Origin of the sequence: Flavobacterium sp. KACC 22763 (assembly GCF_028736155.1) — a bacterium.
Lineage (GTDB): Bacteria > Bacteroidota > Bacteroidia > Flavobacteriales > Flavobacteriaceae > Flavobacterium.
The window spans coordinates 622,452-645,578 of sequence record NZ_CP117879.1 but is presented as its reverse complement, the minus strand read 5'-3'; the positions used below and the strand labels follow the sequence as shown (position 1 = coordinate 645,578).

Here is a 23,127-nt window from a genome sequence, read left to right as displayed (position 1 = left end):
GCAACTTAGAACCTTAAAAAAAATGCGAAAAGCCATATTCCCAGGATCGTTTGACCCAATTACATTAGGACACGAAGACATCATTAAAAGAGCCATTCCTTTATTTGACGAAATTGTAATCGCCATTGGTGTCAATGCCGAAAAAAAATACATGTTTTCATTAGAAGAAAGAAAACGTTTCATTGAAGAAACCTTCAAAGATGAGCCAAAAGTTTCAGTCATCACTTATGAAGGTCTAACAATTGATTTGGCTAAAAAACTAAAAGCCAATTTCATTCTAAGAGGTCTTCGCAACCCAGCCGATTTCGAATTCGAAAAAGCCATTGCACATACCAACAGAAAACTGTCTAAAATAGAAACCGTTTTCTTGCTAACAGCAGCAAGTACCTCATTTATCAGTTCAAGCATTGTGCGTGATGTATTGCGTCATGGTGGTGAATATGAGATGCTAGTTCCAGATGCGGTTAGAGTAAAAAATCAAAAATAATCCCATTAATTTATGACACTAACCAAAATAATTACCTCCTTTTTACTATTAATATTTTGTAACATTACTTTTGGTCAAAAATATTTTGGTCAAATAGTAACGGCAAAAAATGACACTTTAAGTGTTGAAATAAAACTCGATGCTTCATCTTTCAATGTTAATCGATTAATTTATTTACAAGATAAAATTACCGTTATCGAAAATGGGGTTACTAAAACTTATTTGCCAAAAGATCTAAAAAGCTTTAAAATTAGATTAGAAAAAGAAATAGTTCCTTTTGAAAGTGTTGACGAAACAACTTTTGCTCAAATTTTATATTCTAACAAAGTAAAGCTTTATAAAGTTTTAAATAAAATATCGCATAGCCATATAATAAGAATATATATCATTAAAAAAGCAGATAAAAATTATGCAAAAATGCCCGCAATGGGTTTAGGTCGATTAATTACCAAAAATGACATGCTCCCTGCAGTTGAAGATTGTAAAACTTCCTATGATAAAATTAATAATGACGAAATTAAAATAAAAAACGAAGAGGTATTAATAGAATTCATTAAAGATTACGAAGCTAATTGTTTTTCAAAATAAAACAATAAAACAACAAATTTGCCAGCGAAGCAAATTATAAGTAATTTCGCATTTTTAAAACAAACAACAAACAATGAGTATCGAGAGAGAATTAAGCAAACGAAGCGGGTCAAAATGTGAACTTTGCGGTAATGAAGAGAATTTAAAAGTTTATCAGGTTCTTCCAACTAGAAAAGGCGGAATTGACGAAGCTGTATTAGCCTGTAACACGTGTATTGACCAAATTGAAAATCCAGATAATGTAGATTTAAATCACTGGAGATGTCTTAACGACAGCATGTGGAACGAAAATATTCCTGTACAAGTTGTGGCTTGGAGAATGTTAAGCCGTATGCGCGCTGCAGGATGGCCACAAGAATTATTAGATATGATGTATCTAGATGAAGATACTCTAGAATGGGCAAAAGCAACAGGAGAAGGCGAAGATGATGAAAATAAATTAGTTCACCGCGACAGTAACGGCGTAGTACTACAACACGGAGATTCTGTAGTTTTAATCAAAGATCTTAAAGTAAAAGGTTCTAGTATGGTTGCCAAACAAGGAACTGCTGTGAGAAACATTCGTTTAGATCATGAAAACGCTGAATACATTGAAGGAAAAGTAGACGGACAGCAGATTGTGATTATTACACAGTACGTGAAGAAGATTTAATTTTTTAAGTTGCTAAGGTTCTGAGATGCTAAGATTCTAAGTTTTTTTTAGAATACCAACAATTTAACCGCAAAGCACACAATGATTTACGCAAAGTTCGCAAAGTTTTATTCACAAAGCTTTGCGAACTTTGCGCTTTTAAAAACCCTTTAAGTATAGAAAATTAGCTCCCGATAACTATCGGGATTACAGTAAAATTAAAGACAAAGTAAACAAACCTGAAACTTGAAACTAAAAAACTAAAAAACTAAAAAAAAGCCCGCTCATAAAACTGAACGGGCTTTTTTTTATTATTCTAACAATAAACTATTTCTGGAATAATTTACTGATTTGGTCTTTTACGAATGGCTCAGAAACATTGTTTGTATCTGCGTCTCTTTCTTTGCTAGAAACCATAAATTGTACAGTTGCTTTGTCTGGAACTACGTTTCCTGTGTAGTGCAACCAAATGTAGTTATTTGGCAATTCTAATTTGATATCGTACAAAGGCGTTGCTGTAAATCCTCCAACAATAATGTTATAAAGGTTGTTATAGGCATTATCGATGTTTTTGAATGAAAATTTTCTTAAGTTAGAAGAATCCTCATCGCTTTGGATAATAGTATAATATACCGTGTACTCATCTCCAATTTTTTGGATGTAATTGTTATTCACTTTTCCTAATTTCTCAACAGGAACTGTCTCTAGAACTTTAACTTGTCCAAATGATACAAAGCTAACGAACAGAATGGCAAGGGTAATAATGTTTTTCATACTGAATTTGGGGTTTACAATTTTACTGTAGCAAAAAAACATAGAATTATTGAAAAAACACCTATCAAATCATTATTTTTTTAACATAAAATTGTAAAACTTAGCCACACAATTATAAACTATTGAAATACAATAAAATAAATATTAAAAAACTCAAATTCTAAATTCCAAAATCCAAATCTTAACCTACATATCTACATCTTGCTTCTTACATCTTTCCTCTAATAATCAGAAATCAGTACTTCCCTTTCTTCTCGTCTTCTTCTTTCTTGATGACATTACGAGCAACTTCGATTTTAAACTTCTTGCCTTTCATTTTTTCATCTTTAATATTTTTCAAAAGATCTTTTACTTTATTGTATTTTACAGCTGCAAACGAAACGAAATCTTTCACTTCAATCAGACCCAAATCGTCTTTTTCCAGTTTTCCTTTTTGAGAAAAGAATCCAACAATATCAAATTTGTTCAGTTTTGTTTTCTTTCCGCCACTAATGTAAATAGTCTGAAATTTAGGCGGACTTGGAAGTGAAACTTTCCCTTCCACATCAAAAACCTCCATTTCGTAATCAATGTAATCCAATTGCTTTTCACTTTCGTGAATGATAACATACGCCGTTCCCGTTGCCTGCATACGTGCTGTACGACCATTACGATGCGTAAACTCGTCTTCTTTTAACGGAAGATGATAATGAATAACATGTTTCATTTCTGGAATATCCAAACCTCTAGCAGCCAAATCGGTTGTAACCAAATACGTCACACTTCCGTTTCTAAACTGAATTAAAGCCCTCTCACGCTCATCCTGATCCATTCCACCATGATAATACACCGAATAGATTCCTTTTTCGTTTAAAGTATCGCTGATACGTTCTGCAGCATCTCTGTGATTACAGAAAATAATAGCCGATTCTGATTTCAAAGAACAAATCAAGTTGAATAAACTCTGCAGTTTATCTTTTGCTGGCGAAATCACCATTTTCATAGAAAGATTCGTCTTTTCTTCTTCCTCAGGAATAAAATCTAAAACAGTCGGATTTACAACTCTCGTGTATTTCGGAATCTCAATATCTGAAGTTGCTGAAACCAAAACCCTTTTATTGACTTTTGGCAATCTACCAATGATAAAAGACATTTGTTCGTGAAACCCTAATTGAAGCGATTTATCAAATTCATCCAAAATCAAAGTCTGGATTTTATCGGTTCTAAAAGATTCTCTGTCAATATGATCGGCAATTCTTCCAGGCGTTCCAATTAAGACTGCTGGCGGATTGCTTAAGTTTTTCATTTCGGTTTCAATCGAGTGTCCGCCGTAACAAATGTTTACTTTGTACTGCGTTCCCATTTTCTTCCAAACCTGTTCGATCTGAAGTCCCAATTCGCGTGACGGAACCAAAATCAAACATTGAACCGATAAAATTTCTGGCTGCAATAATTCTAAAATTGGAAGCAAAAACGCTAATGTTTTTCCAGACCCTGTTGGAGAAAGCAATAAAACGTTGTTATCGTTCAGAATAACATCATGAGCAGTTTCCTGCATCTCGTTGAGGTTCTGAATCCCTAAATTCGAAAGTATATCGTTGGAATGGTGTTTTTTCATGCTGCAAAAGTAGACAAAAATAGTGGGCAGTTTACAGTTTTTAGTGTTCAGTTTACAGTCGCAGTCACAGTTTTCAGTCGCGAGAAAATGTTTTTTGCCACAAATTGCACAAATTTCCACTAATTAATTCGTGCTAATTCGTGAAATTCGTGGCTAACTTTTAAATCTAAATTTCTCTATATTTGATTCCTATTAAAACCAAAACCATGAAACTTTTTACATTTCTCTTTTCACTTTTCGCCATAACCCTTTTTGCACAAAACAATAAAAAATACGATACGTTTTTTGAGAAAGGAAACGGCAACCAATCGGCTTCTTATCAGGAAACTATCGCTTATTGGAAGATGCTTGCGGCCGATTTTCCAACCATCCAAATGAAAGAAATGGGATTGACTGATTCTGGTGAACCTCTGCACATGATTACTTTTAATCCCGATAAGGAATTTGATTTTGATAAAATCCAGAAAACCAAAGCTGTTCTGTTTGTAAATAACGGAATCCATGCGGGAGAACCTGACGGAATCGATGCCACAATGCAATTCTACAGAGATTTGGCAACAGGAAAAATGAAAGCGCCTAAAAACACCGTTTTGGTTACCATTCCAGTTTATAACATTGGCGGAGCTTTGAATAGAAATTCAACAACGCGCGCCAACCAAGACGGACCAGAAATTTATGGTTTTAGAGGAAATGCCAGAAATTACGATTTGAATCGTGATTTAATGAAATCGGATACCAGAAATACGAAGAGTTTTGTAGAAATTTTCCAGAAAATAAACGCCGATGTTTTTATCGATAATCACGTAAGCAACGGCTCTGATTATCAATATAAATTGACGTACATCATGACACAGCACAACAAACTGGGAACAGTTTTGGGCGATTTTATGAATAACGAAATGATGCCGGCTTTGGTAAAAGATCTTCAAAAAAAGAAAATTGAAACTACACCTTATGTTGATTCTTTTAAAGATACGCCAGATAAAGGTTTCGGACAATTTGTAGATAGTCCGCGATATACAACGGGTTATACTTCTTTGTTTAATACAATTGGTTTTGTGGTCGAAACGCACATGCTGAAAAAATATGCAGAACGCGTAAAAATGACGTACGAATACATGAAATCAACTTTGGATTTTACCGATGCAAACTATCAGAAAATAAAAGATTTAAGAGTAAAAAACTTAGAGCAATATCAGCCTAAAAAACCATACACTTTAAAATGGGAATTGGATAGCACAAAAGCGACTACTTTTTCGTTTTTAGGTTATGAAGCGGGTTACAAAAAAAGTGACGCTACAACAGGAAATCGTTTGTATTACGACCGAAGCAAACCGTATAAAAAAGATGTTCCGTACATCAAAGAATTTAAATCGGTTAAAGAAGTGGTGATACCGACGGCTTATATTATTCCTAGAGGATATTGGAATATTATTGATCTTTTGAAAAACAACAATATCTCGTTTAAACAAATTAAAAACGATACGATTATTGAAGTCGAAAGCTACAGAATTGCCGATTTTAAAACCGCTCCGTCTGCTTACGAGGGACATTATTTACACCGAAATACAACGGTAACTTCTAAAATGGTTAAAATGGCTTTCGCCAAAGGAGATTACATCGTACCAACCAACCAAAAAGGCGTAAAATATATTCTAGAAGCTTTTGAACCGGAAGGTGTTGATTCGTTTTTTAACTGGAATTTCTTCGACCCAATTTTACAGCAAAAAGAACATTACTCAGAATATATTTTTGAAGATACTGCGGCACAGCTTTTAAAAGAAAACCCGTCACTAAAAGCAGAATTAGAAGCTAAAAAACAAAACGATCGAGAATTTGCTAGAAGCGCCGAAGCACAATTGGATTGGATTTACAAGCATTCGGTTTATTACGAAAAGGCGCATATGCAGTATCCTGTTTATCGTGTTTTGTAGTTTTTTTTTAGTTATGTTTTTTTAACGCAAAGTACGCTAAGATTTTTTTATTTTGAGTGGGTTTTGTTTACGATAAGAACGCAAAGCTAGAAGTGTAGAACTTTGTCAAAATTCTTGCTCAAAGTTTTGTTGCACAACGTGTGTCATTTCGAGGAACGAGAAATCACACTCGTAGCTCGACAAAGATTGTCAATATTCTGTATGGAATTACTAGTGTGATTTCTCGTTCCTCGAAATGACAAAATATTCTGTAATTTTAAAAAAATTGAAAATGCCATACAAACTTTTTCTCGACGATATTAGAGATGTAAACATCGTTTACAAAAATCTAACTAATGATGATTTTGTTATAGTTAGAAATTTTGAGGATTTTAAAGCAGTAATTTTAGAAAGAGGACTTCCGGAATTAATTAGTTTTGACAATGATTTAGGTCTTGATGAAAATGATCAAGTTGCTGAAGATGGTTACGCTTGCGCCAAATGGCTGGTTTATGAATCTGGAATTGATTTGCAAAATTTAAAGTTTAATGTGCATTCTGCGAACCCTGTTGCTAGCCAGCAAATTCAAGGACTATTAGATAATTACATTAAACATTTGAAATCACAATAATTCAGATTTACAATCTTTTCATGTAACGAAAGCAAACATAAAAAGCGAGGATGTTTTACTGTTAAGGAACGGATTACAAATCCGCTCTATTGGATTTATGGTAATTTTGGTTCAACACCTACATCAAAAAAAACATAATCTTTATCTTTCTCGTGCGATATTTCAAAACCCTTTTCCTCATTCCCCATTGTTGGATTGACGTGTGAAATATTATAACCTTTACTGAACAGAGAATTCGCAATTTCAAGTGCGTATTTTCTTGCCTCTTCATTTCCTTGAGTTACACCAACAATTATTTTATAATTCTTAGGTAGATTGTTAGATATTAAATATTTATCTATTTTATTCATTAATTTCAACTGCGATTCATTATCAAATTTTCTTTGCACAGCATTATTAAATGTTACATCTCCAATGTTTTGTGTACCGTAATTTGGTGCATTATTTACATTTTTAGCAGCGATAGTCGTTACTGTTTTTTCATTTTGTTTAGTATTTACTGGTACTGAAATCTTTTCAATTTCAGGAACTTTTATGAACTGTGTATCAATTTTGATTTTGACAATTGTATCACTTACTTTTTTTTCTTCCTTTCCAACTTCAACATTACCAATTTTTAATGGAACTTTAGAAATAGCAAGAAAAATTATTGCGCAAAGAAGTAAAATAAAAATTAGCAATGTATATTTTGGATGTTCAGCAATTAGGTCGTAAATATTCCTGCCGTTTTTATTTCCATCATTATCAGCCATTCTTTTACAAAGTATTATAATTGGTTACTATAAACAAAATTACGATAATTTTATTAAAATGCATAAATTATAGATTTTGTTCCCCACGCTAGCGCGAGCGTCCCGCTCGTGAACGCAATCTAAGTCAAAACTAAAAAGGCACAAGCAAGACGCTCGCACCAGCTACAATAAACCAAATTAAAAAGCCTAATAAAAAACAATTTTTATTAGGCTTTCCTATATTCTAGAAAGAACAAAAAAACTTATTTATCCTTCAATATTTTTTCTAAATACTCCACTTTATCTTTTTCAGCTTGAACCAAACGTTCGTAAAGCTTTTTATTTTCTTCGTAAGCTTCAATCAATTTATCTAAAGGATTAAAAGTGCAATTATTATTAGTTCCGAAATTAGTCCCGTTACTATTATCATAGAAATTATTGAAATAATTAATTGCTGCTTCTTCTGAAAAGTTTTTTAGCGCTTCAACATTTACTCCCAAAGCTTTAGCAATCTGTTTTAGCTTTTCATCATCTATCGTTTCACTATTTTCTAAAGCAGATATAGCTTGTTGGTTTGTTCCTAAAGCTTGAGCCAAAGCTTCTTGTTTCATGTCACGAAGTTCACGAATACGGCTTATTTTTCTTCCTATGTGGCTTGGTTTTGCAAATGTGCTCATAATTGTAATGTATTGCTTATTGAACAAAAGTACGATTTTTGAGACATGAAATTAAATAAGTTTTAAGTTTCTGAGATTCTAAGCTGTTAAGTGGAACTTTGTCAAGGTTTAAAATTTTTGCAAAGTTGAATTAGATTTCAAAAAAAGTCTTATTTTGGTATCTAAACTTAATTTTAAAACGTAGAAACACAAAACTTTAGAAATTATGGATGTAAGCATAAAAGATTACGATTATACGTTGATGGCTTGGCAATTTTTTTGTTTCCTTTTTGCGATAGGAATATTTTACTTGATGTACAAAATTTATAAAAAAGTTAAATAAATTATATCAAATAACCCTATGATTTATAGGGGTGTTTTATTTAAGTTGAACTAAATAAACTAAAAAACCGAATACTAATCCTACTTTTAATTTGTATTTTCGTTTTACTTAACTTCTAACTTTTATTTTATGTCATTTCAAGGATACCTAAAAACGATTAAAGAAAAAACAGGAAATGGTCCAGCTGAGTTTAGAACTTTAGCTGAACAAAAAGAATTTACCGCAAACGGAGATTTAAAACCAGAAGTAAAAGCTGGAGATATTGTCAACTGGCTTAAAAATGATTTTAGTTTAGGGCAAGGACATGCAATGGCAATTTACGCACTGCTTAAAGGCATTAAAAACGAGGACAGCGAATAAAACTTAAGTAAAAAATCAAGAATTTTAATTTTATAATTATACAAGCCACAAAGAAATGGGACTATTCGATAATCTTTTTAAAAAGAAAGAAGAAAAAACAGAATCAACTACTAATCAGCAAAATGTTGCTAAACATTTTACCTCTGAAAATGATTTTTTAGAGAAATATGGAGCTTCAGCTTTAGAAAAACAAAGAAATCTCTATGCCGTAACAGGCGGACTTTCTTGGAATGTTAATATGGATGCTGAAGAAATTACTTTTGGTGATGATCTTACTTTTCCAATGCAGGTTTTGGGTTCATTTTCGCATTCTTCAGAAACTTGGCTTTGGCTTTGGGACAACAAAGCGGGCGGTTACGCCGAATCTGTTATGCAACAAGCGCTTTCATTAAAGAAATATGGAGAAGAAAATAATATTGATTTATTGAGCGTTGGAAAATTTGACGCTGTTCCAAATGATTTACACCTTATTGGAATGGTTGCTACTACAATGTTTAATTTGAGCGGTTATTATCTTGGAAATTACGGTCAGGGAACAATGGTTGTCACCCTTAAAGATGATTCAATTGACAATACTGAAAGCGAGGAATTCTCTAGAATTTTGACAGTTTTCCCAGAATTGATTTCGACTTTTGAAATTCAAAACCACAAAAATGCTTTTACGAATTATCTTTCTCAAAAAGGTTTTGAATTGAGTTCAAACGGAAATGAAGTCAAAGCAGAAAAAGATGGAAAAATAATTAATGCTACTTTTAATGAGAATAATCTTTTGGTAGATTTAAATGGTAATTCTTAATAATCGATTATGAAAATTTTAAATCTTATCCTTCTCGTTTTACTATTGAGTTTTTCAAACAATAAATTATTTGCACAAAAGGAAAATAAAGAACAGGCAATAAAAGCAGTTCAATTTGAAACAGATAAAATTATTTTAAATAATAAGCTCGCTTACAATTATAAAAAAGATGAAAATAATTTTTCTATTCTAGATCTCCAAAATAAAGAAATAATTTCAGGACAAATTACTTCGTTAGGAGATGGAAAATTTTCGAGTGTAATTACATTTACTGCTTCTGGTAAACAATTTTCGAATGAAAAAATTATTGGAAGAAATAATCTAATCTTTGCTTTAGCTGAATATAATGTCATTAACGAGGATTTCACAATTGATGAAGAAAGACTTTCTAGTTTTATTCTAAAATACAATCAATTGAAATAAATGATAAAGTGCTCTCCTGCGTGAGGGATAGAAGCAGGCTACCGAAGTAGCGCGGATAGCCCGACAGCAATAAAAAAAAGACCCAATGAACGCAAAGCTGATTGGGTCTTTTCTTTTATTGGTGGCACGTCCCAAATATTAAATTTTAAATTTTTAAATTCCAAATTCCAAATTCTAATTTAGAAACTTTAAATATCTTTTATTTTGGAATCTGGACCCGAGCGATAAGCAATGGGCGCAGCTATTTTTTCTATTGGTTTCTTTTCTTCTTCAAACAACAATTTGATGTTTTCGTAAGAATTTTTAAGTGCTTCTTTGATTTGTTCAGGGTTTAACCACGCTACTTTTTCGATTCCTTCTTCTAATTGTCCCTGTGGTGTTCCTTCAAAATCGGAAAACATTTCGAACCAATGCGTGATTTTAAGTTTGTATTTTCCGTTGCGTTTAAAGATATGATAGGTTTTTTGAAGTTTATTCGTAATACGAAGCTGGTTTACTCCTGTCTCCTCCTCTACCTCACGCATAGCCGTCGCTTCGATGTCTTCCCCTTTCTCGATTCCGCCTTTTGGCAAATCCCATTTTCCGTTTCTAAAGATAAACAAGACTTCGCCTTTCTTATTGTAGACAAAGCCTCCGCCCGCTTTATTTACCGGAATCTTGGCTTTTAGGGTTTTCATCATCTCACTTTCGTCGGGATGATATAGAATGGCTTTTTGAATTTTATTTTGAAAAATTTTTATAATAAGCTGTTCGATATCAATACTCTCCAACAAGAACAATTGGAAATCTGTTTCTTTCGAGATTTCATTTGTCAAAAAAAGTGGTTTGTCGTTTACAAAAACTTTATACATTTGTATTATGATTTTTAATAAAGATACTGCCGAAAAAACAGCCGAATTGCTTTTGCAAATAAATGCAATTAAATTGAATCCCGAAAATCCTTTTACATGGGCTTCTGGTTGGAAATCTCCTATTTACTGTGATAATAGGTTAATTCTTTCATTTCCGAGCATCAGAAACTATGTTCGTGATGAATTTGCCAAAAACATTGAAAAACAATTTGGAAAACCTGATGTGATTGCTGGTGTTGCTACTGGAGCCATTGGAGTTGGAATTTTGGTTGCCGAAAGTTTAGGACTTCCGTTCGTATACGTGCGTCCAGAACCTAAAAAACACGGTAGACAAAACCAAGTGGAAGGTTTTTTACAAAAAGGACAAAATGTTGTCGTTGTTGAAGACTTAATCAGTACTGGAAAAAGCAGTTTGCTGGCTGTTGAAGCTTTAAGAAACGAAGGTGCTAATGTTAAAGGTATGGCAGCTGTCTTTACTTATGGTTTTGGTGTTGCCGAAGAAAACTTCAAAGAAGCCAATGTTGATTTATTTACATTGAGCAACTACGAGAATCTATTAGATTTAGCAGTTCAGAAACAATACATCACCGAAGATCAGCAATCTACTCTTCAAGAATGGAGCGTAAGCCCATCTACTTGGGGACAGGAGTAAGATTTTAGATTTTAGATTTTAGATTTCTGTTCCATACGATCAAGATTTTTGGAATTTGGAATTTAAAAATTGGAATTTATTTTTAAACAAATAAATAATAAACAAAATATTATATGAACTTAGAAAGTCCAAAAGTTACAGTTCAGAAATCAGCACAAGATTTATTTGATCAACTGACTGACGTAAAGAATTTCGAAAAATTAATGCCAGACAATATCGCTAAATTTGAAGTGACTGGCGAAGACGCTTTTATTTTTGGATTGAAAGGAATGCCAGAAATCAAATTAAAAATGAAAGATAAAGTAGCTCCAAACAAAATCGTTTTGGGTGCTGCAAGTGATAAACTTCCGTTTACACTAACTTCAAACATTGACACTGTTTCTGATTCAGAAAGTGCTGTTCAATTGTTCTTTGAAGGTGAATTCAACGCTATGATGGCAATGATGGTTAAAGGTCCAATTAGTAAGTTTATTGAAACTTTAGCAAACAATATGAATAAACTTTAATAATGGTAAATTATTAATTGTGAATTATAAATTAAAATGCCCGATTTTTGTCGGGTATTTTTTTTATGCTCTCGCAAAGTCGCAGAGACGCAAAGTTTTTATTTCATCAATTGTTAGACGCACTGCAGTGCGTCTCTACAGAAAAACCTTTGTCACTCTGAACCTCTGTACCTTTGAACCTCTCAATAAAGCATCTTAACTTCTTTGATTTCAAATTCTACCACAGAATCATCTTCTAATAAAACCTGCAGTTTACCAATCGGAGAAACGCCTTGAATGATTCCCATGAAATCTTGGTCATTATTATCTCTGAATGCTGTTGGAACTCCTTTTTTAAACAAAAAATTAAAGTAATCGTCCCAAAAAATCTTTGCTGAGGTATTCCACAATTGGATCTTCTCTTTTAGCTTTTCAACTATTAGAATTGCTAATTCTTCTTTATCGAAAGTCTTCCCTGCAATCACTGACATAGAAGAAGCTGTTGGCAATTCGCTAAAATCAGTTTGGTTAACATTGATCCCGATTCCGGCAACTGACACGATCCTGCCATCACTTTTTAAGGTATTTTCGATTAATATGCCAACTAACTTCTTATTGTATGACAGAATGTCGTTTGGCCATTTAATACAAATATCAGGAATATTTAATGTTTTTAACACCTCTGCAACCGATAACGAAACAACAAGGCTTAAATTGAAAACTTCATCATTGGTAAACAGAAAATCTTTAACCAAAACGCTCATAGTTAAGTTTTTACCTTCTTCAGTCTTCCATACACCACCAACTTGCCCCTTTCCTTTTGTCTGATTTTCAGCTGTTACCGTTGTAAAATTCTCCAGTTCATCTTGACTTGCCAAAGCCTTCAGGAAGTCATTTGTAGAATCTATGGCATCGAGTTTGATTAGTTTCATTAAATAATTTAAATATCTTAATTTAATATTTTGTTAAGGTTCAAAAATAATCACAAAATTTGGTAACTTTACAAATTCATATAAAATAATTCATGGCGAAAAAGACTATTAATAATGATGTTCTACTGGCGAACATAATCAAAGGGATTGAGGAAGTAAAAGGAAATGATATCGACATTCTTGACTTAAGAGATATAGATACTGCTGTATGCGACTATTTTGTTATTTGCAACGGTAGCTCAAACACCCAAGTTAACGCCATCGTAAACTCAATTCAAAAAATTGTATCAAAAGACTTAAAAGATAAACCTTGGCACGTAGAAGGAACCGATAACGCAGAATGGGTTTTAATGGACTATGTACATATTGTGGTACACGTTTTCCAAAAACATATTCGCGAATATTACAACATCGAAAGCCTTTGGGGCGATGCCAAAATAACTTCAATCGAGAACAAATACTAAAGAAACTTTCATTAAATGGCTAAAGATAATAATCCAAATCCGAATAAATTTAAAATAAGTCCTTGGTTAATATACACCGCAATACTTTTAGTTTTTTTATTCATAAGTTTTGCCACAGGAGGATCAAGCTTAAGCGAACCTGCTCAATTAACTTCTTCTAAATTCAACACCCTTTTAGAAAAAGGCCAGATTGAAAAAGTAATTGTTTACAATAAAGCAGAAGCTGAGGTATATTTGAATGCTGCGGCTCTTAAAGACCCAGCAAATAAAAAGGTAGCTGAAGATATTTTCAAACAGCCAAACAAAGGTCCACACTATACTTTGGAAATTGGTAATGATCAAATCTTTCAGACTAAACTTGAAAAAGCAGTTAACGAACACAAACTAAAAGATTATAATTTCCTTCAAAAAAATAACTGGAGCGATATTTTAATCAGCTTACTTCCTATCATCATCATTGTTGGTGTATGGATTTTCATTATGCGTAAAATGTCTGGCGGAGGCGCTGGAGGTGGCGGACAGATTTTCAATATTGGAAAATCTAAAGCTAAACTTTTTGACGAAAAAACAGACATTAAAACTACGTTTAAAGATGTTGCAGGTTTAGAAGGTGCTAAAGAAGAAATTCAAGAAATTGTTGAATTCCTTAAAAACCCAGAAAAATATACAAACCTAGGAGGTAAAATTCCAAAAGGAGCTTTATTGGTAGGACCTCCGGGAACTGGTAAAACTTTATTGGCAAAAGCCGTTGCTGGTGAAGCGCAAGTACCGTTCTTCTCTCTTTCTGGTTCAGATTTCGTAGAGATGTTTGTAGGGGTTGGTGCTTCACGTGTACGTGACTTATTCAAACAAGCTAAAGAAAAATCTCCTGCTATTATCTTCATTGATGAGATCGATGCTGTTGGTAGAGCAAGAGGAAAAAGCAATATGTCAGGCGGAAACGACGAAAGAGAAAATACTTTGAACCAATTACTAACAGAAATGGACGGTTTTGGTACAAACTCTAACGTAATTGTTTTGGCAGCAACCAACAGAGCTGACGTTCTAGACAAAGCTTTAATGCGTGCTGGACGTTTTGACAGACAAATTTTTGTTGACTTACCAGACATTCGCGAAAGAGCTGAAATCTTCAAAGTGCACTTAGCTCCTATCAAAAAAGTTGAAGGTCTAGATTTAGATTTCTTAGCAAAACAAACTCCAGGTTTCTCCGGTGCTGATATTGCTAATGTTTGTAACGAAGCCGCATTAATTGCTGCAAGAAACAACAAAGCAGCAGTTGACAGACAAGATTTCCTTGATGCTGTAGATAGAATTATTGGTGGTCTTGAAAAGAAAAACAAAATTATCACTCCAGACGAAAAAAGAGCAATTGCAATTCACGAAGCGGGTCACGCTACTGTAAGCTGGATGTTAGAGCATGCTGCACCACTTATTAAAGTAACTATAGTACCACGTGGGCAAAGTTTAGGAGCTGCATGGTATTTGCCAGAAGAGAGACAAATCGTTAGAACTGATCAAATGTTAGACGAAATGTGTGCTACTATGGGTGGTAGAGCTGCTGAAAAAGTAACTTTTGACAGAATTTCTACTGGTGCATTAAGCGATTTAGAAAAAGTAACTCGTCAAGCTCGCGCAATGGTAACTATATACGGATTGAACGATAAAATCGGAAACGTGACGTATTACGATTCAACTGGACAGAGTGAATATAATTTCTCTAAACCATATTCTGACGAAACTGCAAAAATTATTGACAAAGAAATTTCAGATTTAATCGAAGGTCAATACCAAAGAGCAATTCAGATATTAGAAGAAAATAAAGACAAGTTAAACCAACTTGCTGATATTCTGATTGAAAAAGAAGTAATTTTTAAAGATGACTTAGAAAACATCTTCGGAAAACGTACTTTTGATAAAAATTTAGAAGAGGTAGTTTCATAAGAAATCACCAAATACATAATAATATTTTTCAAAATCTTAATTCAAAAGTCCCTTTTGAATTAAGATTTTTTTATCTTTGAACGTTTTCAATTAACATGTAAAGTATTTCATATAAAAAAATGAATTTTTTCAAAAAAATATTTGGCTCTAGTGAGGCCGCTTCTGATGAAGCGAACGAAAGCGAATATGCAGGAACTTCTGCGCAGAACAGTCATTTATCCTTAGATGAGCAATTTATTTTCAATTTCAAAAAAAATGGAGGTAAATTCTTGTACTGCGAAAACATGGGAGAAGTTTCTGAGCAGTTTGAAAACATTCTAGAAGAAAACGACTGGTTCGAACAAGAAGTTTTGTGCTATGAGCCTGCTTTATTTAGCTTATTGGACGAAAATAAATTATTTTACATTGCCCCTGTTAAACCAAAATTCTTACTGGCAAGCTGTGAGAACCTTATCGCTGATGAAGGTTCTATTTTATTTTCATCAAAACAAATTAGACAAAACAAACCAAACGAATTACCTGCAAATATTGTCATTATAGCCACTACCAGCCAAATCCTTCCAATGAAAAGCGACGGATTGAGTGCTATAAAACGTAAATACGAAAGAGACATACCTACTAATATCACTACCATAAAATATTTCGAAAAAGCGAAAGACGAAGATTTTACTCAATACGGAAGTGTTGCGAAAAACCTTTATTTACTGCTTTTAGAAGACCTTTAAGATGAACGAAACGCTGAAGAGAACCATTTCTGGTGCTGTTTATATCGCTTTATTATTAACTTCCATATTGTTTTCTACAGAAAGCTTCATTACCCTTTTTGGTGTTTTCCTGATTATCACGATATATGAATTTTCTAATATCGTAAACCTGAATAAAGTATTTTCTATTCTCTTCGGAACTTTAGTCTATACCGCAATTATTCTTGTAAGCCATTACAACAAACAGACGACAAAATTTATAAACGATACATTTAATTCTAATATCAGTTTAGAAACCAATATCAAGCAACTAGATTTAGTTCTTTTAGCCGTTACAATTGTCGTTTCTATAAAATGTATCATATTTTTATTTTATGATTCTGTACAAAAAGTAAGCACTTCTTCAAAATACTTATATCTTCTAGGATATATTACGCTTCCTTTTGTATTTATTGTAAAAATCTCTTTTGGAACAAATGATTATAATCCGAAAATTATTTTAGGCCTTTTTGTTTTGATTTGGACCAACGACACTTTTGCTTATTTGGTCGGAAAATCTATAGGAAAACACAAATTATTTGAACGTGTATCTCCTAAAAAAACAATTGAAGGCTTTCTTGGAGGTGTGGTATTTGCTGCTTTTGCTGGATTTTTGATTTCTAAACTCTATATTCAGCCTAAACCAGAATTTAGCAACACATCGATCTTAATCTGGACGATTATCGCATTAATTGTCAGCATTTTTGGAACTATCGGAGACTTAATAGAATCCAAATTTAAACGAATTGCTGGCATTAAAGATAGCGGTTCGATAATGCCTGGTCATGGAGGTATTTTAGATCGATTAGATAGTGTTATATTTGTAGCACCAATTATATTTTTATTTTATCAAATTTTATATTATGTTTCATAAAGAGGGAGGCCCGTCCATTTTATTAGGTACTGTATTTACTGTAGCTGTACTTTTAATTGCTGAAAGATTTATAGATATCAATTGGCTTAGAATGCTTATTCAAATTGCAGCGCTTGTAATTTTGATTATTATTTTACAATTCTTTAGAAATCCTAAGAGAATTGCAGTTAGAAACAGCGATCACATCCTAGCTCCTGTTGATGGAAAAGTGGTGGTTATCGAAGAAGTTTATGAAGGAGAATATTTTAAAGATAAGCGTTTACAAGTTTCTATTTTTATGTCACCAATCAATGTGCACGTAACACGTTACGCTATGGACGGTATTATTAAATTTAGCAAATATCATCCTGGTAAATTCTTAGTTGCTTGGCACCCAAAAGCAAGTGAGGAAAACGAAAGAACTACTGTAGTAATCGAAAACGAAACTTTCGGTGCTATTTTATACAGACAAATTGCTGGTGCTTTGGCTCGTAGAATTGTAAACTATGCCAAAGAAGGAATGCAGGTAGTTCAAGGAACTGACGCTGGTTTTATTAAATTTGGATCAAGAGTAGATTTATTTTTACCCTTAGGCACACCAATAAATGTTGAGTTAAATCAGAAAGCAATTGGTGGAAAAACAATTATTGCTACAAAAGCATAAATGGCTGATAAAGATTTAGATATTCGCTTTGCTAAAGCCGTAGAAGTCGCAATGACAATGACTCAGGCTACGCTGCCACAAGACGTGCAGTTAAGGCTTTATGCTTTTTACAAACAGGCTACCTTTGGAACAGCAGTTTACAATCAATCTCAAAATTTTGATTTACGAGATGCATTTAAAACGAATGCCTGGATGCAGATAAGCCATATGTCTGTAGACGAAGCCAAAGAAAACTATATCGAGATCATCAATTCATTAACATCAAAATAAAAACATTATGAAGAAAAACGTTGTTCTTTTCAGCACTTTAGCTTCATTTTTACTATTATTTTCTTGTAAAGAAGATAAGCTGGTTGAAGTAGTTGAAGTTCCTCTTCCAACAAAAGAAGAAAAAATAACTATCGGCTCACCAAATGATGTTAAGGCCGATCCTGGTTCTTTTGAAATGACAAAATTGCCATTTAATTATGATGCACTTGCGCCAGACATTAGAAGCTTAACTTTAGAAACACATTATTCTAAGCATTATTTGTCGTATACAAACAATTTCAATAAAGAGATTCTTTCGACTGAGTTTGAAAACATGCCTATTGAGGACATTTTAAAAAAAATGCCTCTTACCAATTTAAAACTTCGTCAGAATGCAGGCGGGTATTACAATCATACTTTGTATTTTAATATTCTTAGCCCGAAAGAACAAACTCCAAAAGATACTCTCGCTGGTTCGATAAATAAAGAATTTGGTTCTTTTAATAATCTGACGAATCAATTTAAAGCACAGTCAGAAAAGCAGTTTGGTTCTGGATGGGTTTGGCTAGTTGTGGACCGTTATGGCAAATTGCAAATCACAACAACAGACAATCAGGACAATCCATTGATGAAAAACGCTTTGATTCCAGGAACTCCAATTATGGGAATTGATCTTTGGGAACATGCTTATTATTTAGATTACCAAAACCGAAAAGGCAGTTATATTGATGCCTTTTATAATCATATAAATTGGGAAAAAGTAAACGAATATTACGTTGAAGCACTCAAAAAGGTTAAAAAAGTATAAAACAAAAAAGCTGATACAAATTGTATCAGTTTTTTTTTGCTTAAATTGTATCTCACATTTATTTCGACTAGTAAAACTGCAACAATCATGACAAAAGTCATACATTTACAAATTGCATATATTTACCTTAGTACCAGCATAATAACCCAAAAAAGAATATTTACTACATAGTAAAAAACTATAAATATTCTACATGATACATAAATAACAAAATTGAAAATCAAATCCATCTTTATTTATTTTACCTGTATAATATCCTTTTTTTCATGTCAAAATAAAGAGAGCGTCATTCCAAATAACAAATCTGCTACTAATCAGTTATTTGAAGCTTCTCGATTAAAAATTGATAATCAAAACTCAAAATCAGTTTTTGACCATGTAAAAACACTAAATACAGAATATTCATTAGAGCAACTAGACAATACCACAGGTTTATCTAACAGCTCTATTAATGCAATATTTCAGGATTCAGAAAACTTGCTTTGGATAGGAACCTGGGATGGCTTAAACCGTTACGATGGCAACAGTTTTGAAATTTTCAGACCAGAAATAAATAACAAAAATAGTCTGAGTAATCAGGTAATTCTAAAAATAGATGAAGATAACACTGGAAAGATCTGGATATTAACCCTACACGGAATTAACCGTTATGATAAAAAAAATAGTGTTTTTGAACATTATTATTTTTCAAGAGAAAATATTCCTCCTTTGTCTGAATCTGAATTTAATATGTCTCTTGATGCTTCTAAAAAAGTATTTTGTGCTGTAAAAGATTGGGGAATTGGTTACTTTGATGGCACTTCTTTTCAACTCTTAAACAATCAAAAGTTTTTAAAAAAAGCGGTAAAAAAAATGGAATTCACGTTGAGTGGAGAATTAGTAGTATTATTTGATGATAATAAACTCTATGCGATATCCTTTAAAAACAAACCAAACGAAAAACCTGCAATTTCTAAAATAGTATTAATTTCCAAAAACATCCAAACATTTGGAGTTGTTTCTAAAGAGAAAATATGTACCGTATCGCTTACTGGAGATAGTAATTTATATTCTTTTACAACTCATGAGAATACGCTTCTTCCTAAAAGAGACATTGAAAGTACTATTGGAAATATCCCTGAAGGGCTTGTTGTTTCAAGTAAAACTGGGCATTATATTATTGATGCTACTGGTAATACAATCAGTAATAATTGGCTAAAGCACCTGAATAAGCAAAAAACTACTACAATAATTAAAGGAAATGAAAACATTCTTTGGACAGGAACTGATGGTGACGGAATTATTAAAATGTTTCCTCTCGAGAAATCATTCAACTTAATTTCTAAATCGGAGGTTCCAGAATTAGATGGCGCAATTGTTAGAACTTTTTTGCCGGTTGATAAAAATTCCTTTTTAGTGGGCACAAAGGGAAAAGGCCTTTTCCGTTTCTCATCAAAATTTTATTTAGATCCCGAAAAACCTATTGAATATCAAAATTACAATGAAAATAATAGCCCCATTAATAATGCTGTGTTTTCATTATTTAAAGGCCAAAACAACTTAATTTTTATTGGAAGTGATGGCGAAGGAATTTCTGTTTTTGATCTTAAAAAATATAAGCTAATTAATTGGGCAGATATCATAGGCAGCAAAAACTGCAGCTACTTTAAATCTGTCTACTCAATCTATCAGGATGAAAATGGTTTTATTTGGCTAGGAACCAATGGATACGGAATGCTTCGATGCAAGATCGAAAGGTTGGGAGAAAATTTAAAAATTACTGACTTTAAACAATATCTTGCTGTTAATAATCAAAAAAATACTTTAAGCAGTAATATTATTTTTTCCATCATTCCTAAAAACAAAAATCAACTCTGGATTGGAACTCGATTAGGAGGTTTAAATTTATTTGATAAAAACTCAGAGCATTTTACAGTTTACAAAAACAATCCGAATGACGCTGCTAGTTTGTCTAATAATGATATTTTGTGCTTGCAAACCGATGCCGAAAACAGGCTTTGGATAGGCACTAGTTTTGGTCTTAATTTATTAAATTCTTCAAAAAATGGCTCAAAAGCATCTTTTAAAAGCTTTACTGTAAAAGATGGTCTTCCTAATAATACTATTCATGGTATTGTGTGTGATAAAAAAAATAATCTTTGGTTAAGTACGAATTTTGGTTTGTCTAATTTTAATCCTAAACAATTAAAATTTACTAATTATACTCGAAATGAAGGTCTTCAAAACAATGAATTTGCTGATGGTGCATTTTATCAGGACGTGGCATCTGAATTTATTTTTATGGGAGGCATTAAAGGTTTTAATTATTTTCGGCCACAAAAAATAAAAGAATCTAATGCAATTCCGGATCTTTTTATAGATAAAATTAGCGGTCAAAATCAATCAATCCCATATTATCAGGGTTTAATAATAACACCAGATTCTCATACATATCCGTCAATTGTTTTAAATCATAATCAGAACTTTTTTGATATCAAATTGACAGCTTTAACCTATATCAATACTGAAAAATGTCAATATGCCTATCAGTTAATGAATTTTGATAAAGGATGGAATACAATTAATAACCGCAAAATTATTTCTTTTACAAATGTGCCCAAAGGAAACTATTCTTTATGGGTAAAATGGTCTAATAGCGATGGCGTTTGGAGTAAACCGATTCATGCAATTGATATTCGTGTAAAGCCTATTTTTTGGCAGTCTAATCTTGCTATAATAATCTATTCCTTGCTGTTTTTGGCGTTTGTATTGTTTGTACTTAGTTACTATAGAAAACGTCAATCCTTGACTCAAAATATTCTTTTTAGACAAAGAGAAAAAGAACTACATGAAAACAGACTTACCTTTTTTACAGATATTGCGCATGAATTTCAAACACCTCTCACGCTAATCGTTGGGCCTATTCAGAAACTTTCTGAAGTGGCAAATCTTAACGAAAGGAATCAGAAATACATACAAATGATTCAACGAAATTCTTCACGTTTATTGTTCTTAACACAGCAATTACTTGAATTTAGAAAAGCAGAATACGATTATCTAGAAGTAACCGTGAAAAAATTTGATTTGGTAAATCTAACTGAACAAATTGCCGAATTGTTTGACGAATGGGCTTTAGATAATAATATTGAATACAGCCTTAGCATTCCTCCTACACTGCTAGGATGGTTTGACAAAGATAAAATTGAAAAAATAGTATTCAATCTAATGTCAAATGCTTTTAAGTATACGCCAGTAAATGGAAAAATAAATCTTAAATTTTGTATTCAGGACACCGATTCTAAAAAACTACACATAACAATAACAAACACAGGAAAAGGAATTCCAAAAGAAGAATTAGACTCAGTGTTTACCCAATTTTTCTTAGCCGATACCAATACCAAAGAAACCGATAACAATATGTTTAGAACTGGTATTGGTCTTGCCTATGTAAAAAAATTAGTAAGCGTATTAAAAGGCGAAATACAAGTTACAAGCACTCTAAATAAAGAAACTACCTTTACAATATTACTGCCTTGCAATAAAGAAGCTTTTAGTGAAAAGGAATTGGATACCGCAATAAGTCCAATTTTAATATCACATCATTTAAAAAATATTTTGGAAGAAAGCCCCATTAAATTGGAAGATACTCCAAATAAAGTTCTATCGCTAGAAGAACTTTCTGATAATCGAAAAGTAATACTAATAGTTGAAGATGAAAAAGATATTCATGTGCTTCTTAACGAATTACTGGGCGAAAAATACAAGCTTATTATAGCTTTCAATGGTATTGAGGCTTTAAAAACAATTGAAAATGTATTACCAGACATTATTATTAGCGATGTAATGATGCCATACATGGATGGTGTTGAACTTTGCAAAAGAATAAAAACCAATCTTAAAACCTGTAATATTCCCTTTATCATGCTAACCGCAAAAGATTCTGTTATACATAGAATTGAAGGAATTGAAAGCGGTGCGAATTCTTACATTCCAAAACCATTTTATCCAGATCATTTACTTATAAGGATTCAAAAGTTATTAGAAGAAAAAGAATTAATCTCAAAGCATTTTAAACAAGATACGCTAACCGAAAATCTGCCAAATCTTAATTTAAATCACGAGGAGAAAGATTTTATAAAAAAAGTTATTGAACTTATTCGTGATAATATTGATAATGAAAATCTTCAAAGTTTATTTATCGAGAAAGAACTCGGCATAAGCAATTCGCAATTATACAGAAAAACCAAACAACTTTTTGGTTTTACTCCAGGTGATTTAATTCGAACCATTCGATTAAAATATGCAGCAGAATTGTTAAGAAAAAACAAATTAACCGTTTCTGAAGTCTGCTATCAATCTGGCTTCAATAATCGCTCTTATTTTTATCGTGAATTCAAAAAATTATACGATTTAACGCCTAAAAATTATCAGCTCAAATACAAATCAAAGGGTTAAAAAACCACTAAAACCCTAATTTCCAAAAACATAAATCACAGTATACACTTTTGAAGAAATAGTGTACATGATTTTTTATGCCCTCAAACTAATTTTATGCCTGATAATTAATTCAAACGTT

The 23,127-nt window shown here is 32.4% G+C and carries 24 protein-coding genes; 18 read left to right on the top strand and 6 right to left on the bottom strand.

From position 1 onward, the window contains the following. The first annotated feature begins 22 nt into the window (after window positions 1–22). The 3 genes from coaD (at window position 23) to PQ463_RS02845 (ending at window position 1,727) form a co-directional block, all read left to right on the top strand. Window positions 23–487, top strand: a complete 465-nt coding sequence (gene coaD / locus PQ463_RS02855) for a pantetheine-phosphate adenylyltransferase (protein ID WP_274256219.1) — start codon at window positions 23–25, stop codon at window positions 485–487. 12 nt (window positions 488–499) lie between these two features. Then, window positions 500–1,075, top strand: a complete 576-nt coding sequence (locus PQ463_RS02850) for a hypothetical protein (protein WP_274256218.1) — start codon at window positions 500–502, stop codon at window positions 1,073–1,075. A gap of 73 nt (window positions 1,076–1,148) precedes the next feature. Next, on the top strand, window positions 1,149–1,727 hold the full coding sequence (locus PQ463_RS02845) for a PhnA domain-containing protein (RefSeq protein ID WP_111377085.1): 579 nt from the start codon (window positions 1,149–1,151) through the stop codon (window positions 1,725–1,727). Window positions 1,728–2,033: 306 nt separating this feature from the next. On the opposite strand, the gene PQ463_RS02840 is transcribed toward PQ463_RS02845, so the two are convergent. Together PQ463_RS02840 and PQ463_RS02835 are read right to left on the bottom strand one after the other, a co-directional pair. Further along, entirely contained in the window at window positions 2,034–2,480 is a 447-nt protein-coding gene (locus PQ463_RS02840) for a hypothetical protein (RefSeq protein WP_111424246.1), read from the bottom strand. A gap of 235 nt (window positions 2,481–2,715) precedes the next feature. Then, window positions 2,716–4,077: a DEAD/DEAH box helicase gene (locus PQ463_RS02835; RefSeq protein WP_274256217.1), complete on the bottom strand. Its 1,362-nt coding sequence runs from the start codon at window positions 4,075–4,077 to the stop codon at window positions 2,716–2,718. 206 nt (window positions 4,078–4,283) lie between these two features. On the opposite strand from PQ463_RS02835, the gene PQ463_RS02830 reads away from it, so the two are divergent. Together PQ463_RS02830 and PQ463_RS02825 are read left to right on the top strand one after the other, a co-directional pair. Continuing rightward, on the top strand, window positions 4,284–6,011 hold the full coding sequence (locus tag PQ463_RS02830) for a M14 family metallopeptidase (protein WP_274256216.1): 1,728 nt from the start codon (window positions 4,284–4,286) through the stop codon (window positions 6,009–6,011). Window positions 6,012–6,282: 271 nt separating this feature from the next. Beyond that, window positions 6,283–6,621, top strand: coding sequence for a cyclic-phosphate processing receiver domain-containing protein (locus tag PQ463_RS02825; RefSeq protein ID WP_274256215.1), 339 nt, complete (start codon window positions 6,283–6,285; stop codon window positions 6,619–6,621). Window positions 6,622–6,716: 95 nt separating this feature from the next. Here PQ463_RS02825 and PQ463_RS02820 read toward each other — a convergent pair whose 3' ends face one another. After that, the gene (locus PQ463_RS02820; protein WP_274256214.1) at window positions 6,717–7,373 is read right to left on the bottom strand and encodes a hypothetical protein; all 657 of its coding nucleotides are present in this window, start codon (window positions 7,371–7,373) and stop codon (window positions 6,717–6,719) included. Between the two features lie 242 nt (window positions 7,374–7,615). After that, window positions 7,616–8,029 (bottom strand): helix-turn-helix domain-containing protein, encoded by a 414-nt coding sequence (locus tag PQ463_RS02815; protein ID WP_274256213.1) that lies wholly within the window; start codon window positions 8,027–8,029, stop codon window positions 7,616–7,618. A 451-nt stretch (window positions 8,030–8,480) separates the two neighbouring features. On the opposite strand from PQ463_RS02815, the gene PQ463_RS02810 reads away from it, so the two are divergent. From PQ463_RS02810 to PQ463_RS02800, 3 genes are read left to right on the top strand one after another with little or no spacing between them, the layout of a single operon-like run. Next, complete coding sequence (locus PQ463_RS02810; RefSeq protein ID WP_274256212.1) at window positions 8,481–8,711, top strand: DUF4287 domain-containing protein; 231 nt, start codon at window positions 8,481–8,483, stop codon at window positions 8,709–8,711. Window positions 8,712–8,766: 55 nt separating this feature from the next. After that, window positions 8,767–9,507: a DUF6882 domain-containing protein gene (locus tag PQ463_RS02805; protein ID WP_274256211.1), complete on the top strand. Its 741-nt coding sequence runs from the start codon at window positions 8,767–8,769 to the stop codon at window positions 9,505–9,507. Window positions 9,508–9,516: 9 nt separating this feature from the next. Continuing rightward, a complete protein-coding gene (locus PQ463_RS02800; protein WP_274256210.1) occupies window positions 9,517–9,930 on the top strand; it encodes a hypothetical protein in 414 nt (137 codons plus the stop codon). A gap of 188 nt (window positions 9,931–10,118) precedes the next feature. Here PQ463_RS02800 and PQ463_RS02795 read toward each other — a convergent pair whose 3' ends face one another. Continuing rightward, a complete protein-coding gene (locus PQ463_RS02795) occupies window positions 10,119–10,781 on the bottom strand; it encodes an NUDIX hydrolase (RefSeq protein ID WP_274256209.1) in 663 nt (220 codons plus the stop codon). A 7-nt stretch (window positions 10,782–10,788) separates the two neighbouring features. On the opposite strand from PQ463_RS02795, the gene pyrE reads away from it, so the two are divergent. Next, the gene (gene pyrE, locus PQ463_RS02790) at window positions 10,789–11,433 is read left to right on the top strand and encodes an orotate phosphoribosyltransferase (protein ID WP_091130212.1); all 645 of its coding nucleotides are present in this window, start codon (window positions 10,789–10,791) and stop codon (window positions 11,431–11,433) included. Between the two features lie 113 nt (window positions 11,434–11,546). Continuing rightward, complete coding sequence (locus PQ463_RS02785) at window positions 11,547–11,939, top strand: SRPBCC family protein (protein ID WP_111283220.1); 393 nt, start codon at window positions 11,547–11,549, stop codon at window positions 11,937–11,939. 182 nt (window positions 11,940–12,121) lie between these two features. Here the strand turns inward: PQ463_RS02785 and PQ463_RS02780 are convergent, their stop codons facing one another. Further along, a complete protein-coding gene (locus PQ463_RS02780; protein WP_274256208.1) occupies window positions 12,122–12,850 on the bottom strand; it encodes a biotin--[acetyl-CoA-carboxylase] ligase in 729 nt (242 codons plus the stop codon). Between the two features lie 92 nt (window positions 12,851–12,942). Between PQ463_RS02780 and rsfS the strand changes: the two genes are divergently transcribed. From rsfS to PQ463_RS02740, 8 genes are all read left to right on the top strand, one after another. After that, entirely contained in the window at window positions 12,943–13,314 is a 372-nt protein-coding gene (gene rsfS, locus PQ463_RS02775) for a ribosome silencing factor (RefSeq protein ID WP_111366534.1), read from the top strand. Window positions 13,315–13,329: 15 nt separating this feature from the next. Then, the gene (gene ftsH, locus PQ463_RS02770) at window positions 13,330–15,255 is read left to right on the top strand and encodes an ATP-dependent zinc metalloprotease FtsH (RefSeq protein ID WP_111378460.1); all 1,926 of its coding nucleotides are present in this window, start codon (window positions 13,330–13,332) and stop codon (window positions 15,253–15,255) included. 119 nt (window positions 15,256–15,374) lie between these two features. Continuing rightward, entirely contained in the window at window positions 15,375–15,980 is a 606-nt protein-coding gene (locus PQ463_RS02765) for a lactate utilization protein B/C (RefSeq protein ID WP_111424235.1), read from the top strand. A 1-nt stretch (window position 15,981) separates the two neighbouring features. Further along, window positions 15,982–16,872, top strand: a complete 891-nt coding sequence (locus PQ463_RS02760; protein ID WP_274256207.1) for a phosphatidate cytidylyltransferase — start codon at window positions 15,982–15,984, stop codon at window positions 16,870–16,872. Continuing rightward, a complete protein-coding gene (locus tag PQ463_RS02755) occupies window positions 16,862–17,515 on the top strand; it encodes a phosphatidylserine decarboxylase family protein (protein WP_111366542.1) in 654 nt (217 codons plus the stop codon). Before PQ463_RS02760 ends, PQ463_RS02755 begins: the two co-directional genes overlap by 11 nt. After that, window positions 17,516–17,785, top strand: a complete 270-nt coding sequence (locus tag PQ463_RS02750) for an acyl-CoA-binding protein (RefSeq protein WP_111424233.1) — start codon at window positions 17,516–17,518, stop codon at window positions 17,783–17,785. It begins immediately after the preceding gene. Window positions 17,786–17,792: 7 nt separating this feature from the next. Beyond that, window positions 17,793–18,572, top strand: coding sequence for a superoxide dismutase (locus tag PQ463_RS02745; RefSeq protein WP_008462756.1), 780 nt, complete (start codon window positions 17,793–17,795; stop codon window positions 18,570–18,572). Between the two features lie 213 nt (window positions 18,573–18,785). Further along, window positions 18,786–23,006, top strand: coding sequence for a hybrid sensor histidine kinase/response regulator transcription factor (locus tag PQ463_RS02740; RefSeq protein ID WP_274256206.1), 4,221 nt, complete (start codon window positions 18,786–18,788; stop codon window positions 23,004–23,006). Window positions 23,007–23,127 lie beyond the last annotated feature (121 nt).

What these genes read in the sequence shown, in the direction of transcription:
- PQ463_RS02820 (WP_274256214.1), bottom strand. Translation starts at nt 7,373, where the DNA reads ATGGCTGATAATGATGGAAATAAAAACGGCAGGAATATTTACGACCTA.
- PQ463_RS02835 (WP_274256217.1), bottom strand. Translation starts at nt 4,077, where the DNA reads ATGAAAAAACACCATTCCAACGATATACTTTCGAATTTAGGGATTCAG.
- PQ463_RS02810 (WP_274256212.1), top strand. Translation starts at nt 8,481, where the DNA reads ATGTCATTTCAAGGATACCTAAAAACGATTAAAGAAAAAACAGGAAAT.
- ftsH (WP_111378460.1), top strand. Translation starts at nt 13,330, where the DNA reads ATGGCTAAAGATAATAATCCAAATCCGAATAAATTTAAAATAAGTCCT.
- PQ463_RS02840 (WP_111424246.1), bottom strand. Translation starts at nt 2,480, where the DNA reads ATGAAAAACATTATTACCCTTGCCATTCTGTTCGTTAGCTTTGTATCA.
- PQ463_RS02760 (WP_274256207.1), top strand. Translation starts at nt 15,982, where the DNA reads ATGAACGAAACGCTGAAGAGAACCATTTCTGGTGCTGTTTATATCGCT.
- PQ463_RS02780 (WP_274256208.1), bottom strand. Translation starts at nt 12,850, where the DNA reads ATGAAACTAATCAAACTCGATGCCATAGATTCTACAAATGACTTCCTG.
- pyrE (WP_091130212.1), top strand. Translation starts at nt 10,789, where the DNA reads ATGATTTTTAATAAAGATACTGCCGAAAAAACAGCCGAATTGCTTTTG.
- PQ463_RS02845 (WP_111377085.1), top strand. Translation starts at nt 1,149, where the DNA reads ATGAGTATCGAGAGAGAATTAAGCAAACGAAGCGGGTCAAAATGTGAA.
- PQ463_RS02850 (WP_274256218.1), top strand. Translation starts at nt 500, where the DNA reads ATGACACTAACCAAAATAATTACCTCCTTTTTACTATTAATATTTTGT.
- PQ463_RS02805 (WP_274256211.1), top strand. Translation starts at nt 8,767, where the DNA reads ATGGGACTATTCGATAATCTTTTTAAAAAGAAAGAAGAAAAAACAGAA.
- PQ463_RS02825 (WP_274256215.1), top strand. Translation starts at nt 6,283, where the DNA reads ATGCCATACAAACTTTTTCTCGACGATATTAGAGATGTAAACATCGTT.
- rsfS (WP_111366534.1), top strand. Translation starts at nt 12,943, where the DNA reads ATGGCGAAAAAGACTATTAATAATGATGTTCTACTGGCGAACATAATC.
- PQ463_RS02800 (WP_274256210.1), top strand. Translation starts at nt 9,517, where the DNA reads ATGAAAATTTTAAATCTTATCCTTCTCGTTTTACTATTGAGTTTTTCA.
- PQ463_RS02815 (WP_274256213.1), bottom strand. Translation starts at nt 8,029, where the DNA reads ATGAGCACATTTGCAAAACCAAGCCACATAGGAAGAAAAATAAGCCGT.
- coaD (WP_274256219.1), top strand. Translation starts at nt 23, where the DNA reads ATGCGAAAAGCCATATTCCCAGGATCGTTTGACCCAATTACATTAGGA.
- PQ463_RS02785 (WP_111283220.1), top strand. Translation starts at nt 11,547, where the DNA reads ATGAACTTAGAAAGTCCAAAAGTTACAGTTCAGAAATCAGCACAAGAT.
- PQ463_RS02745 (WP_008462756.1), top strand. Translation starts at nt 17,793, where the DNA reads ATGAAGAAAAACGTTGTTCTTTTCAGCACTTTAGCTTCATTTTTACTA.
- PQ463_RS02755 (WP_111366542.1), top strand. Translation starts at nt 16,862, where the DNA reads ATGTTTCATAAAGAGGGAGGCCCGTCCATTTTATTAGGTACTGTATTT.
- PQ463_RS02795 (WP_274256209.1), bottom strand. Translation starts at nt 10,781, where the DNA reads ATGTATAAAGTTTTTGTAAACGACAAACCACTTTTTTTGACAAATGAA.
- PQ463_RS02750 (WP_111424233.1), top strand. Translation starts at nt 17,516, where the DNA reads ATGGCTGATAAAGATTTAGATATTCGCTTTGCTAAAGCCGTAGAAGTC.
- PQ463_RS02765 (WP_111424235.1), top strand. Translation starts at nt 15,375, where the DNA reads ATGAATTTTTTCAAAAAAATATTTGGCTCTAGTGAGGCCGCTTCTGAT.
- PQ463_RS02830 (WP_274256216.1), top strand. Translation starts at nt 4,284, where the DNA reads ATGAAACTTTTTACATTTCTCTTTTCACTTTTCGCCATAACCCTTTTT.